General features: G+C 77.7%; 13 protein-coding genes and 1 tRNA gene. 9 read left to right on the top strand and 5 right to left on the bottom strand.

What is annotated here, in order from left to right; all coding sequences use genetic code 11:
* Nucleotides 1-17 precede the first annotated feature (17 nt).
* Both ACI8AK_RS14535 and ACI8AK_RS14530 read left to right on the top strand, forming a co-directional pair.
* Nucleotides 18-88 (top strand) — tRNA-Gly (locus ACI8AK_RS14535).
* A gap of 61 nt (nucleotides 89-149) precedes the next feature.
* Complete coding sequence (locus ACI8AK_RS14530; protein WP_387992023.1) at nucleotides 150-683, top strand: TOPRIM nucleotidyl transferase/hydrolase domain-containing protein; 534 nt, start codon at nucleotides 150-152, stop codon at nucleotides 681-683.
* A 10-nt stretch (nucleotides 684-693) separates the two neighbouring features.
* Here the strand turns inward: ACI8AK_RS14530 and ACI8AK_RS14525 are convergent, their stop codons facing one another.
* Entirely contained in the window at nucleotides 694-2,052 is a 1,359-nt protein-coding gene (locus ACI8AK_RS14525) for an aminotransferase class V-fold PLP-dependent enzyme (RefSeq protein WP_456956815.1), read from the bottom strand.
* 129 nt (nucleotides 2,053-2,181) lie between these two features.
* Here ACI8AK_RS14525 and ACI8AK_RS14520 point away from each other — a divergent pair, with 129 nt between their 5' ends.
* The 4 genes from ACI8AK_RS14520 (at nucleotide 2,182) to ACI8AK_RS14505 (ending at nucleotide 7,535) form a co-directional block, all read left to right on the top strand.
* On the top strand, nucleotides 2,182-4,398 hold the full coding sequence (locus tag ACI8AK_RS14520) for a putative bifunctional diguanylate cyclase/phosphodiesterase (RefSeq protein WP_456956813.1): 2,217 nt from the start codon (nucleotides 2,182-2,184) through the stop codon (nucleotides 4,396-4,398).
* 70 nt (nucleotides 4,399-4,468) lie between these two features.
* Complete coding sequence (locus tag ACI8AK_RS14515) at nucleotides 4,469-5,281, top strand: putative protein N(5)-glutamine methyltransferase (protein ID WP_456903123.1); 813 nt, start codon at nucleotides 4,469-4,471, stop codon at nucleotides 5,279-5,281.
* Between the two features lie 51 nt (nucleotides 5,282-5,332).
* Nucleotides 5,333-5,815: a universal stress protein gene (locus ACI8AK_RS14510; RefSeq protein WP_387992011.1), complete on the top strand. Its 483-nt coding sequence runs from the start codon at nucleotides 5,333-5,335 to the stop codon at nucleotides 5,813-5,815.
* Nucleotides 5,816-5,882: 67 nt separating this feature from the next.
* Nucleotides 5,883-7,535, top strand: coding sequence for a sensor histidine kinase (locus tag ACI8AK_RS14505; RefSeq protein ID WP_387992008.1), 1,653 nt, complete (start codon nucleotides 5,883-5,885; stop codon nucleotides 7,533-7,535).
* 16 nt (nucleotides 7,536-7,551) lie between these two features.
* Here the strand turns inward: ACI8AK_RS14505 and ACI8AK_RS14500 are convergent, their stop codons facing one another.
* The 4 genes from ACI8AK_RS14500 to ACI8AK_RS14485 all read right to left on the bottom strand — a co-directional run bounded on the left by ACI8AK_RS14500 (nucleotide 7,552) and on the right by ACI8AK_RS14485 (nucleotide 10,467).
* Nucleotides 7,552-8,193, bottom strand: coding sequence for a response regulator transcription factor (locus tag ACI8AK_RS14500; protein WP_456903125.1), 642 nt, complete (start codon nucleotides 8,191-8,193; stop codon nucleotides 7,552-7,554).
* 69 nt (nucleotides 8,194-8,262) lie between these two features.
* The gene (locus ACI8AK_RS14495) at nucleotides 8,263-9,291 is read right to left on the bottom strand and encodes a type III polyketide synthase (protein WP_456956811.1); all 1,029 of its coding nucleotides are present in this window, start codon (nucleotides 9,289-9,291) and stop codon (nucleotides 8,263-8,265) included.
* Between the two features lie 40 nt (nucleotides 9,292-9,331).
* On the bottom strand, nucleotides 9,332-10,114 hold the full coding sequence (locus ACI8AK_RS14490; RefSeq protein WP_456956809.1) for a methyltransferase domain-containing protein: 783 nt from the start codon (nucleotides 10,112-10,114) through the stop codon (nucleotides 9,332-9,334).
* Between the two features lie 8 nt (nucleotides 10,115-10,122).
* Entirely contained in the window at nucleotides 10,123-10,467 is a 345-nt protein-coding gene (locus ACI8AK_RS14485) for a DUF3140 domain-containing protein (RefSeq protein WP_387991996.1), read from the bottom strand.
* Nucleotides 10,468-10,576: 109 nt separating this feature from the next.
* Here ACI8AK_RS14485 and ACI8AK_RS14480 point away from each other — a divergent pair, with 109 nt between their 5' ends.
* The 3 genes from ACI8AK_RS14480 (at nucleotide 10,577) to ACI8AK_RS14470 (ending at nucleotide 12,350) form a co-directional block, all read left to right on the top strand.
* Nucleotides 10,577-11,167, top strand: a complete 591-nt coding sequence (locus ACI8AK_RS14480) for a DUF6328 family protein (RefSeq protein WP_456956807.1) — start codon at nucleotides 10,577-10,579, stop codon at nucleotides 11,165-11,167.
* 33 nt (nucleotides 11,168-11,200) lie between these two features.
* The gene (locus ACI8AK_RS14475) at nucleotides 11,201-12,127 is read left to right on the top strand and encodes a ribokinase (RefSeq protein ID WP_456956805.1); all 927 of its coding nucleotides are present in this window, start codon (nucleotides 11,201-11,203) and stop codon (nucleotides 12,125-12,127) included.
* Between the two features lie 70 nt (nucleotides 12,128-12,197).
* Nucleotides 12,198-12,350, top strand: a complete 153-nt coding sequence (locus tag ACI8AK_RS14470) for a hypothetical protein (RefSeq protein WP_456903129.1) — start codon at nucleotides 12,198-12,200, stop codon at nucleotides 12,348-12,350.
* Nucleotides 12,351-12,432: the final 82 nt, after the last annotated feature.

Genomic DNA, 12,432 nt, shown 5'->3' with positions numbered 1-12,432 from the left:
CCGGCCGTCAGGCCGTCGCGGGTGTAGTTCAATGGCAGAACATCAGCTTCCCAAGCTGACAGTGCGGGTTCGATTCCCGTCACCCGCTCTCCTCCGCTCCACCCGGCAACCCGGTGGCCTCCCCGCTCCCCGCGTGGGACCGTCCGCCCGTGCCGCTCCCGCCCGTCCTCCGCGCGGTGGTGCTCGTCGAGGGGGTCAGCGACCGCGAGGCCGTGCTGGCGGCCGCGCGGGGCCTGGGCCGGGACCTCGCCGCCGAGGGCGTGGACGTGGTCGCGATGGGCGGTGCGCACGCCGTCCGCCGCCACCTGGCCGCGATCGGTCCCGGCGTCCGCGTGGCCGGCCTCTACGACCTCGCCGAGCGGGACGTCGTCCGCCGGGCGCTCGGGGTGCCCGACCCGGCGACGGCCGGGTTCTCCGCCTGCGTCGCCGACCTCGAGGACGAGCTCGTCCGGGCGGTGGGGACGGCCGGGGTCGAGGCGGCCGTCGCCGAGCACCGCGAGGCCCACGCCCTGACCACCTTCCGGCGGCAGCCGGCGCAGCGCGGGCGCCCGGCCGACGCGCAGCTGCGCCGCTTCCTCGGCACCACCAGCGGGCGCAAGGCCCGCTACGCGCGCGCCCTCGTCGAGCGGCTGGAGCCCGCGGCGTACCCGCCGCCGCTGAGGTCGCTGCTCGCCCGCGTCTGACCTCCCGGGGTCAGGCCCCCAGCAGGACCGGCGTCCGCGCCTCACCGGGCAGGTACTCGCCCCGCTCGTCGACGCGGTAGCGGGCGCTCTCCTCCGGCGTCGCCGCGACGGTGCGCAGCGCCGCCCCGAGCGCCGCGACGTCGTCCAGGGTCGTCCCGCGGTTGGCGCTGGCGCGCACGGCGCCGGGCAGCCGGACCTCGCCGCCCCGGGCCGCGTCGTGGAAGGCGCGGACCTGCTCCTCGCTCAGTTCCAGCAGGCGGGCCATGTACGGGTGGGCGCAGAAGCAGCCGCTGCGCACGCCGATCCCGAACTCCGCGGACAGCCGGGCGGCCACCAGACCGTGCGGGAGGTCGTCGAGGAGGAAGGCCGCCACGGGCAGCCGGTCCCCCGTCACCGGGCCGAGGCGGCGCAGCCCCGGGACCGTCGCGAGCTCGGCGTCCAGCGCCGCGGTGAGGGCGCGCTCGTGGGCGAGCAGGCCGGGCCAGTCCTCGGCCAGCTCCTCGGCCGCGGCGGCCAGCGCGACCGCGCCGACGACGTTCGGCGAACCGGCCTCGTCCCGGTCGGGGGCACCGGCCCACACGACGTCGTCGAAGGAGACCGCCCGGACCGCGCCGCCGCCGACCAGCAGGGGCTCGCCGCGGCCGAGCAGGCTCCGCGGGGCGACGAGCGCGCCGGCGCCGAAGGGCGCGTACGCCTTGTGCCCCGACAGGGCGAGGGCGTCGACGCCGAGGGCGGTCACGTCGATCGGCCGGTGCGGCGCCAGCTGGGCGGCGTCCACCACCACGAACACGCCGCGCTCCCGGGCCGCGGCGGTGATGGCGGCCAGGTCGGGCAGCCAGCCGGTGACGTTGGAGGCGCCGGTGAGGGCCAGGACTCGCGGGGTCGGGCGCTGGTCGAGCGCGGCGACGACGTCCTCGGCCGTGAAGGTCCCCCCGGCGCCGACCTCGACCACCCGCAGCCGCGCGGCGCGGCGCCACGGCAGCAGGTTGGCGTGGTGCTCGACCGCGGTGGTGAGCACCACGTCGTCCGGCTCGAGCCCGAGCCGGAACGCCAGCGCGTTCAGCGCCTCGGTGGTGTTGCGGACGAAGACGGTCTCGTGCGTGGCGGGGTCCGCCCCGACGAAGGCGAGCACAGTCTCGCGGGCGGCCTCGTAGCGGGCGCTGGTGTACCGGGACTTCGCGCCGGCACCGCGGTGCACGCTCGAGTAGCGGGGCAGGAACTCCTGCACCGCCCGGGCCACCCGGACCGACGACGAGCTGGTGGCCGCGGCGTCGAGGTCGACGTAGCGGGTGAGCCCCCCGCCGGCCGTCGGGACGCGGACGTCCTCGCCGACGAGCCGGCCCGGGGAGGTGTCGGGAACCAGTCGCATGGGATCCCCATCGGCACGTCCCGGCCGAAATCGAGCCCGGCGCCGCGCCTCCCGCCCGGGTCCACCCCCTGAGGGTGATCTCCGGTCCCCGGCCTCAAGCGCCCGGGCACGGTGACGACGTCCCTGGGCATGAGTGCCTTCCAGCTCCGGGTCGACGGCGACCGGCGACGGCCCCGGGGTTTCCGTCTCACCTCGCGGGTGTTCTGGGACCTCGCGGTGTGGATGGTCGGCCTCGGCATCGCGGTCGGGCTGGTCTTCCCGCCGTTCGCCACGGGCCTCGGGGTCCCCGCCCAGTACGCCGACCGCCCGGTGTTCCGGGCGGCCTGTCTCGTCGCCGGCTTCCTGGTCGGCGGGCTGAGCTACACGCTGTGCCGGTGCCTGGTCGGTGGGCGGCTGGCCGTCCTCAGCACCCACCTGCACTCGGTGGCGCAGACCATCTCGCACGCCAGCCGGACCGGGGACTGGTCGCAGTCGACGTCGCAGCGGATCACCGTGGACTCCGACGACCAGCTCGGCGAGACCGCCCGCGCCTTCAACAGCCTGCTCGACGCCCTGGAGGCGGGGGAGCACTTCCGGTCGCTGGTCCGCAACGCCTCGGACGTCATCACCGTCGTCGACACCGCGGGCACCGTGACGTACCAGACCCCGTCGGTGGGCTGGGTCCTCGGCTACCCGCCGGGGACGCTGATCGGCACCGACGTCCACGACCTGGTCCACCCCGAGGACGTGCGGGGCTTCCGCGAGCACCTCGGCCGCGTGGCCGCCGGGGAGCCGCCGGCGACCTGGCCGGCCGCCCGCATGCGGCACCGCAACGGCTCCTGGCGCTGGACCGACACCGCCGCCCGCAACCTGCTCGACGACCCGGCCGTCAGCGGCATCGTGCTCACCACGCGCGACACCAGCGACCGCAAGGAGCTCGAGGACCAGCTGCGCGTGCAGGCCTTCCACGACCCCCTGACCGGCCTGCCCAACCGGGCGCTGTTCATGGAGCGCCTGCGCGCGGCGGAGGAACGCGAGCGGGTCACCGGCACCCCGTCGGCGGTGCTGTTCCTGGACCTGGACAACCTCAAGACCGTCAACGACAACCTCGGCCACGACGGCGGCGACGCCCTGCTGCGGGTGGTCGCCCAGCGGGTCGGCGGCTGCCTGCGCCCCGAGGACACCCTCGCCCGCCTGGCCGGCGACGAGTTCGCCGTGCTGATGAGCGGCGCGCGCAGCGGGGAGCTGGCGCCCCTGGTCGCCGAGCGCGTGCTGGCCGCCCTCGCCCAGCCGGTCCACGTCGCCGACCGCGCCGTCCGCGCCAGCGTGAGCATGGGCATCGCCACCTCGGCGACGTGCGCCGCCAGCGGCCTGGGCCTGCTGCGCGCGGCGGACATCGCCATGTACGTGGCCAAGTCCAGCGGCAAGGGGCGCTACGAGACCTTCCAGCCCAGCCACCACGCCGCGCACCTCGAGCGCGAGCGCCTGCTCGCCGACCTCTACCAGGCGCTGGACCGGCAGGAGCTCGTCCTCCACTACCAGCCGATCGTCGACCTGGCGTCGGCCACGACCAGCGGCTACGAGGCCCTGGTGCGCTGGCAGCACCCCGCGCACGGGCTGGTGCCGCCGGCGCGGTTCATCGCGCTGGCCGAGGACAGCGGCCTGATCGTCCCGATCGGCCGCTGGGTGCTCCGGGAGGCCACCCGCCAGGCCGCCGCGTGGCAGCGACCGGACGGCAGCGGCCCGCGGATGAGCGTCAACGTGTCGGTGCGCCAGTTCCAGCACCCCAGCCTCGTCGGCGACGTCGCCGAGGCGCTGGACCGCTCCGGCCTGGACCCGCGGCGGCTGACCCTCGAGATCACCGAGTCGCTGCTCGTGCAGGACGCCGCCGCCACCACCGGCAAGCTGGAGGAGGTCAAGGACCTCGGCGTCCGGCTGGCCCTCGACGACTTCGGCACCGGCTACTCGTCACTGGGCTACCTGCGCCGGTTCCCCATCGACGTCCTCAAGATCGACAAGTCCTTCGTCGACGGCGTGGCCACGAGCCCGGAGGACCACGCGGTCATCGGCGCGATCGTGCAGCTGGGCCAGACGCTCGGCCTGGACCTCGTGGCCGAGGGCATCGAGACCGCCGACGAGCTGGCCGCGCTCCGCGGGCTCGGCGTCGGGTACGGGCAGGGCTACCACCTCGGTCGTCCCCTGCCCGCCGCGGCGCACGAGGAGGCGGTGCACCAGGAGGCGGTGCACGAGGAGGCGGTGGCCACCGGGGCCGAGCGCCGCCGGCCGCACTCCCCCGGCGCCGCCCTGCGGGCCGCCCCGGTGCCCCGCACCACCGGGCAGGACGTCCCGGCCGCGTCCCCGCACTGACGCCCGGCCGGGCCGCGGACCGGCGGCCGTGCCAGGGTCTGTCCGTGGACCCGTCCCGCGGAGGCCGGGGATGAGCCCGGGGCTCTCCGCCGCGGCCACCGACGCCCTCGTCGCGCGGCTGCGCGCCGCCGGCTGCGTCTTCGCCGAGGACGAGGCCCGCCTGCTGACCGCCGCCGCGGCCACACCGGAGGAGCTCGACGCCCTCGCCGGACGGCGGGTGGCCGGCGAGCCGCTGGAGCACGTCCTCGGCGAGGTGGAGTTCTGCGGCCTGCGGGTCTCCGTCGGCCCCGGGGTCTTCGTGCCGCGGCGGCGCACCGCGGCCCTGGTCGCGCGGGCGGTGGAGGTGGCGCGGGCGGCGCGGGACCGGCACGGGCGCCCGCCGGTCGCGGTCGACCTGTGCTGCGGCTGCGGCGCGGTCGGCCTCGCGCTGGCCACCGCCGTCGAGCTGGCCGAGCTGCACGCCGCCGACGTCGCCCCCGCCGCGCTGCACCACGCCCGGCGCAACCTCGCGCCGGTGGGCGGGCAGGTGCACGGCGGCGACCTGTTCGACGCGCTGCCGCGGCGGCTGCACGGGCGGGTCGACGTCCTGGTGGTCAACGCGCCGTACGTGCCCACCGCGGCGCTGCCCCTGCTGCCGCCCGAGGCGCGCCTGCACGAGCCCCGGACGGCGCTCGACGGGGGCGCGGACGGCCTCGACGTGCACCGGCGCGTGGCCGCGGGCGCCCCGGCCTGGCTCGCCCCGGGCGGGGTCCTGCTGGCCGAGGCGGGGGAGGACCAGGCGCCCGTGCTCGCCGCGGTGCTCGCCGCCGCCGGGCTGCGGCCGGACGTCCACGGCCCCGGGGAGGACGGGACCGCGGTCGTCACGGGGGCCCGCGGGGGCTGACCGGGCCCTTGGTCCCTGTCCCGACGCGCCGCGTGTCGCGAGGATCACTGCATGGCAGATCCGACCGCTCCCGTTCCGCCCGAGGACCGGTCCCTTCAGCCCGTCGAGCCCGTCCGGCTCGTCCCGCAGTTCTCCCGTCGTCCCGCGCCCTCGCTCGTCGTCCACGTCGACGGCTCGCCCTCCGGCTACGGCGCCCTGGTCTGGGCGCTGCGCGAGGCGGCCCGCCGCGAGGGGACCGTGCTCGCCGTCGACGTCGTCGACGGCGGCGAGAGGACGCTGACCGGACAGCGCGCGGCCGCGGAGCAGACCCGCGCCGTGGTCCTCGAGCGGATCGAGGCCCAGGTCGTCCGCGCCATCGCCGAGACGGGCGTGACCGGCCGCGTCCGCACCGCCACCCTGGAGCGGCCGCTGCTCGAGGCCCTCGTCGGCGCCGGCCGCGGCGGTGACCTGGTGCTGGTGAACGGATCGGGACGCGCCCTCCTGCGGCAGGTCGTGCCGCGCCACCCGAGCCGCCGCCTCGCGCACGGTGCGTGAACCCTCCGGCGGGACCACCCCGGCGGACGGCCGCCCCGACGCGCAGCAGGACCCCTCCGGACGGGCCGTGACCCCGCCCGGCCCGGAGGGCACGCCGCCGGCGCTCGCCGCCGGCGTGCGGGCGGCCGCGGCCGGCGAGCACCTCGAGGCGACGCTGCACGCCATCGTCGAGGCGGCGGTCGCGCACGCCGACGCCACCTACGGCGCGCTCGGCGTCCTCACCCGCGACGGGCGGCGGCTGGACCGCTTCGTCATCGTCGGCATGGACGAGGAGACGCGCGCCGGCATCGACCGCCTCCCGGCCGGCGCCGGCATCCTCGGCCTGCTGGTCGACCACCCCCGGCCGCTGCGGCTCGACGACCTCGGGTCCCACCCCGACTCCGTCGGCTTCCCGGCCGGCCACCCGCCGATGCAGTCCTTCCTCGGGGTGCCGGTGTGCGTCCGCGACGCCGTCTTCGGCCACCTCTACCTGACCGAGAAGCGCACCGGCGGCCCGTTCACCGAGGCCGACGAGGAGGCGGTGCTGGCGCTGGCCGCGGCCGCGGGCCTGGCCATCGAGAACGCGCGGCTGGCCGAGGCCGCCGAGCGCCGCCGGGCGTGGGTGCAGGCCGGCACCGAGGTGGCCACCGAGCTGCTGTCGGGTGAGGACCCGGCCGAGGTGCTGCTGACGGTGGCCGAACGGGCCGTCGCGCTGAGCGACGCCGAGGCCGGGGCACTGCTCATCGCACAGGAGGGCGACCCCGAGGCGCTGACCATCGTGGCCTCGGCCGGTTACATGGCCGGCGAGCTCGACGGGGTGCGGGTCCCGCTCGAGGACACCCACGTCGGCCGGGTGCACCGCACCGGGCTGGGGGAGCTGGTCGAGGACGTCGCGGCGGACCCCGTGCTGGGCCGGCACGCCGAGGTCGCCGTCGAGCTCGTCCGCGGCGCCCGCTCCGCGGTCATCGTCCCGCTCGGCCCGGCCCTGGGGACCCTGGTCTGCCTGCGCCGCGCCGACCGGGAGCCGTTCGACGCGGAGGTCCTCGAGGCGCTGTCCGCGTTCGCCGGTCAGGCGGGGCTGGCCCTGGAGCTGGCGCGCAGCCAGCGGCGCGAGCGCCGGCTGCAGGTGCAGGCCGACCGCGACCGGATCGCCCGTGACCTGCACGACCACGTCGTCCAGCGGATCTACGCGACGGCGCTCTCGCTGGACCGGATCAGCCGGGCGCTGGAGGAGGTCGACCCCTACGCCGCCCGCCGCATCGGGCGCAGCGTCGACGAGCTGGACGGGACGCTGCGGCAGATCCGTTCGGCGATCTTCGGCCTCCACGACGACGTCGTCCCCGAGGGCCTGGCCGCGGGGGTGGCCGACGCCGTGCGGCAGGCCACGGAGGGCTCGGCGGTGCAACCGGGGCTGCGGCTGCGCGGCGACCTCGACGGCCTGCCCGCGGGCCTGGCCACCGACCTGCTGGCGGTGGTGCGGGAGCTCGTGACCAACGTCGTCCGGCACGCGGACGCGAGCCGGGTCGAGGTGTCGGTCGAGGTCGGGGAGGACGGGCCGGGCGCGCCGGTGTCCGTCCGGGTCACCGACGACGGCCGCGGGCTGCCCGCGGTCACGGTCCGCAGCGGGCTGGCCAACCTGGCCGAGCGGGCCGAGCGCCGCGGCGGCCGGCTGACCGCGACCGGGGGACCGGCGGGCACCGAGGTGACCTGGACGGTGCCGGGGTGGGCGCAGCGGTCCTGAGTGCCCGGCCCGCCGGTCAGGAGGACCGGCGGCCGCGCAGCTCGGTGGCCAGGATCGCGGCCTGGGTGCGCCGCTCCAGCCCCAGCTTGGCCAGCAGGTGGCTGGTGTAGTTCTTGACCGTCTTCTCGGCCAGGCCCATCCGCTCGCCGATCTGCCGGTTGGTCAGCCCCTCCCCGATCAGCATGAGCACGGTGCGCTCCTGCTCGGTGAGCGCGGCCAGGCGCCGGTCGCCGTCGGGCCCGGACCCCGGCCGCCGCCCGGGCCAGCCCGCCAGCGTGCCGCCGCCCGCGACCGTGTGCACCGCCGAGACCAGGTCCGCGCCGCGCACCTGCTTCACGACGTAGCCGGCCGCCCCCGCCGACGCGGCCGCGGCGACGGCCGCCTCGTCGGCGTAGCTGGACAGCACCAGGCAGCGGACCCCGGGCAGCCGCTCCCCCAGCTCGCGGATCAGCTCGGCGCCGTCGCCGTCGGGCAGCCGCATGTCCACGAGGACGACGTCGGGCCGGACCGCCGGGCAGCGGGCCAGGGCCTCGGTGACGCTGCCCGCCTCGCCGACGACCGCCAGCCCCGGGTCGTCCTCGAGGACCTCGGCCACGCCCCGACGCACCACCTCGTGGTCGTCGACCAGGAACACGCGGACGGACGCACCGGTGACCATGACCGCCCCCCCTCCACGATCGTGATCAGGATCACAGAGGGTAGTGCGGAAACGGAGGGTCCTGCGAGGTCAGATCGGCAGGAGCAACGCTGCGTACAGGGTCAACCCCGGTCCGAAGGCCATCGCGACCACCGGACCGTCGACGTCGCCGAGCTCCTGGAGGACGAGCAGCACGGTGGCCGAGGAGCAGTTGCCGTGCTCGGCCAGCACCCGGCGGGACGCCGCGACCTGCGCCTCGGCGAGGCCGAGCTCGTCGCGGGCGACGTCGATGATCCGCGGGCCCCCGGGGTGCACCGCCCACCCGGCGACGTCCTCGACCCGCAGGCCCGCGCCGTCGAGCAGCTCCGCGACGACGTCGCCCACGTGCCGGGACAGCACGTCGGGCACCCGCGGGGACAGGCCCATGCGGAAGCCGAGGTCGGTGACGTCCCAGGTCATGTGGTCGGCCGTCGAGGGGTCGGTGCGCGCCACCACGCCGGCCAGCCGCCGCCCGCGCGCGGCGCCGGGCTCGACGACGACGGCGGCCGCGGCGTCGGAGAACAGCGCGTGCGCGACCACCTGGTCCAGGTCCCGCTGCGCCGGCTGCACGTGCAGGCTGGTCAGCTCGCAGCACAGCAGCACCGCCGGGCGCGAGCGCGCGGCCACGAAGTCGCCGACGGCGGCCAGCCCGGGCAGCGCGGCGTAGCAGCCCATGTGCCCGACCAGCAACCGCTGCAGACCGGCGGGCATGCCCAGGTCGCTGGCCAGCCGGATGTCCAGCCCGGGGGTCGCGTACCCGGTGCAGGTGGCGACGGCGAACAGGCCGACGTCGCCCGGCGCGAGGCCGGCGTCGTCGAGCGCCCCGGCGACCGCCTGCTTCCCCAGCGGCAGTGCCTCCTCCACGTAGCGGGCCATGCGCGCGCCGGTGCTCCACCGGCTGAGGTCCTCGTCGACCGGGTTGGCGACCGCGTGCCGGGTGCGCACGCCGGCGCTCGCCCAGATCCGCCGGGCGGCGCGGACGCCCTCGTAGTGGCGGGCGAAGAAGCCCTCCCACGCCGCGTCCTGGTCGAGGGTCGCCGGGAGGGCGGCTCCGGCGCCGGTCAGCAGGGCGGCGCTCACCCGCGGGGCCCCCGGGGGAACGCGCTGCTCAGCGAGGCGATCACGCCCCGACCGTACGGGCGGAGGCGGTGCGGCGCTCCTCGGGTGGCGTGCCGTCACCCGGCGGACGCGCAGCGTCGCGCCGGCGGCCGTGGCCGGCGAACAGCACCGCCGTCGTGGGCAGCTCGCGCATGCGGACGACGTCACGCCGGCCGAGCCGCCAGGCGACCAGGTCGCGCACCGACGGCCGCAGCCCCACGAGCCGCAGGTCCAGGCCGAGGCCGTCGGCGGCGGCGAGCAGCCGGCGCCGGTCGACGAACAGGGCGGGGTCGTGGATGCCCGGCGGCGGCCCGCCGGGGACGCGCTCCATGAGCCGGACGGCGATCAGCTCCGCCAGCCGGGTCGCGGCGATGGCGTCGATGACCAGCGTGCCGCCAGGGCGCAGCAGCCGCGCGGCCTCGGTGAGCACCGCGACGTCGTCGGTGACGTGCTCGAGGATCTCCCCGGCCACGACGACGTCGGCGCACCCGTCCCGCAGCGGCACCGCGAGCACCGAGCCGCGGACGGCGCACACCCCGTGCCGGGCGGCCACCGCCAGCCCGGCGGCACCCAGGTCGACGCCGACGTGCCGGTAGCCCAGGCGGGCGGCGTGCGGGGCCATGAGCCCGCCGCCGCAGGCGAGGTCGACCAGCAGGGCGCCGGGGCCCGGCGCCGGGGGGATGTACCGGGCCCGGTGGGCGGCCAGCCAGTGCAGCATGGCGAAGCCGCCCGAGACCTCCCACCACTGGTCGGCCAGGTCGTCGTACTGGGCCGGGTCGTTGCGGCGGGGGTCGTCGATGCGCACGGGCGGGGTCAGCCCTTCTTCAGCGGGTCGTGGCCCCAGTTCATCAGCGAGTACCGCCACCTGGAGTCCTCGACGTCCTCCTTCGCCGGCTCCTGGGCCAGGTGCCGCTGGACGTAGCCGTGGACCTTCCGCATGTGCGCGTAGTCGTCGTCGGTGAGGTCGCCCTGCTCCTTGCGCAGGAGCTCGACGATCCGCCGTCCGGACTCGTGCCCGGTGGACTCCCCCGACCCGCCGCTCTTCTGCCCCACCGACTGCGACTCGTCGGTGGCCAGCCACCGCTCCAGCTCCGAGGCGCTCATGTTGACCGCCCCGTCGAAGTCCTTCCTGATCGCGTCCCGGTCGTCGTCGGCCACGGCCCCTCCTCGGTCGGTCTCCCCCGGGCGGTACCGCGGCGCCGACCTCGGGAAACGGCGCGCGGGCACGGGCCGGGTAGGCGGGCGCCGTCCCGGGTACCCGGGGGCCGTGGTGCCGGGTGGGGACGGCGACGGGAGGACGACGACGCGCGGGCGCGCCGGCGGCATCGACGTCGCCACCGCGACCCAGAACGCCGAGGCCCGCGGGGAGAGCCTCGACCAGGTCCTCGACCGGAACCTCGCCGAGCTGCTGCAGGAGCTGCGGGTCGCGATCACCGGCGTGCAGGTGCTGTTCGCCTTCCTGCTCGGCCTGGCCTTCACCCAGCGGTTCACCGAGCTCGACGGCTTCCAGCTCACCGTGTACACCGTCACGCTGCTGGCCTCGGCGCTGGCGACGGTCGCCCTCATCGCCCCGGTCGCCTTCCACCGGCTGGTGTTCCGCCGGCGGCGCAAGGCGGTGCTCGTCGTGGTCGGCGACCGGCTGCTCCTGGTGGGCCTGGCCCTGCTGGTGCTGGCGATCAGCTCCGGCGTGCTGCTCGTCCTCGACGTCGCCCTGGGCCGCGGACCGGGCGTCGTCGCCGGGGTGGGCGTCCTGCTCGTCGGGACGGCGACCTGGTACGGGCTGCCGCTGTGGGCGCGGCGCGCGGACACCGCCCACCGGCCCGGCCCGCCGGACGACGGGGTGCGGCCCGCAGACTGAGCGCCGTCGTCACCGCGCTCCCGGAGGTCGCCCGTGTCCGTCACCGTCGTCGGCAGCCTCAACGAGGACGTGCTGGTCGCGGTCGGGCGGCTGCCCGGCCGCGGCGAGACCGTCGTCGGGCGGGCGGCGGTGCTCGCCCCCGGCGGCAAGGGCGCCAACCAGGCGGCGGCCGCCGGGCGGCTGGCCGGGTCCGGGGTGGCGATGGTCGGCCGGGTGGGCGACGACCCGGCCGGGGAGCGGCAGCGGGCGGCGCTGGCCGACGCCGGGGTGGACACCGCGCTGGTCCTCCCGACGCCGGGGCACCCGACCGGCTCGGCGACGATCCCGGTCGAGGACGGCAGCGGGGAGAACCTCATCGTCGTCGTCCCCGGGGCCAACGGGGAGCTGACGCCGGAGGACGTCGACGTGCCGGCCGTGCGGCGGGCCGCGGTGGTGCTCCTGCAGCTCGAGGTGCCCCTGCCGACCGTGCGGGCGGCCGCGGACGCGGCGTCGGGCACCGTCGTGCTCACCCCCGCGCCGCCGCAGCCGCTACCGCCGGAGCTGCTGCGGCGGGTGGCGGTGCTGGTGCCCAACGAGCACGAGCTGGTGCAGCTGGCCGGCGCGGACCCGGGGCCGCGGGCGCCCACGGAGCTGGCCGCCCTCGCCCGCACCCTCGGCGCCGCGGCCACCGTGGTGACCCTGGGCGCCCGGGGCGCGCTCGTGGTGCCGGCGGACGGTCCGGTGCTGCTGCAGGCGCCGCCGCCGGTCGAGCCGGTGGACACCACCGGCGCCGGCGACTGCCTGTGCGGCGCGCTCGGCGCCGCCCTCGCGCGGGGCGCGGACCTGGCGGGCGCGGTGCGGGAGGCGGTCGCGGCCGCGGCGCTGTCGACGACCGGGCCGGGCGCGCGGGGCGCCCTGCCCGACGCGGCCGCGGTCCGGGCGGTGCTGCCGCGGGTGCCCGCGGCGGTGCGCGTGGACTGACCCGGGGTTGGCGGGCGCGCAGGTGGGCAAGGCCTCCCCGACCGCACCGCCGCATCCCGAGGAGGACGCCGTGACCGAGCCCGAACGGCCGCCGCGCACGCCCGAGCGCGCGGAGGGCGACCCGCCCGGCGACGAGGGCGACGCCGGGCGCACCCCGCGCTCCGAGGAGCCCGCCGAGGGGCAGCCGCTGGGCGACGGCCCGGCCGAGAGCCCCGACGTCTGACCGGGACGGACCCGTCCCGGCCGGGGCCCGGCACGGCCCGGCCGTGCCGCGCCCCGGGGTGGCGGACGTCCCACCCCCGGGC

Source organism: Geodermatophilus sp. SYSU D00867, from assembly GCF_054050315.1.
This window is presented reverse-complemented; position numbering and strand designations above follow the sequence as displayed.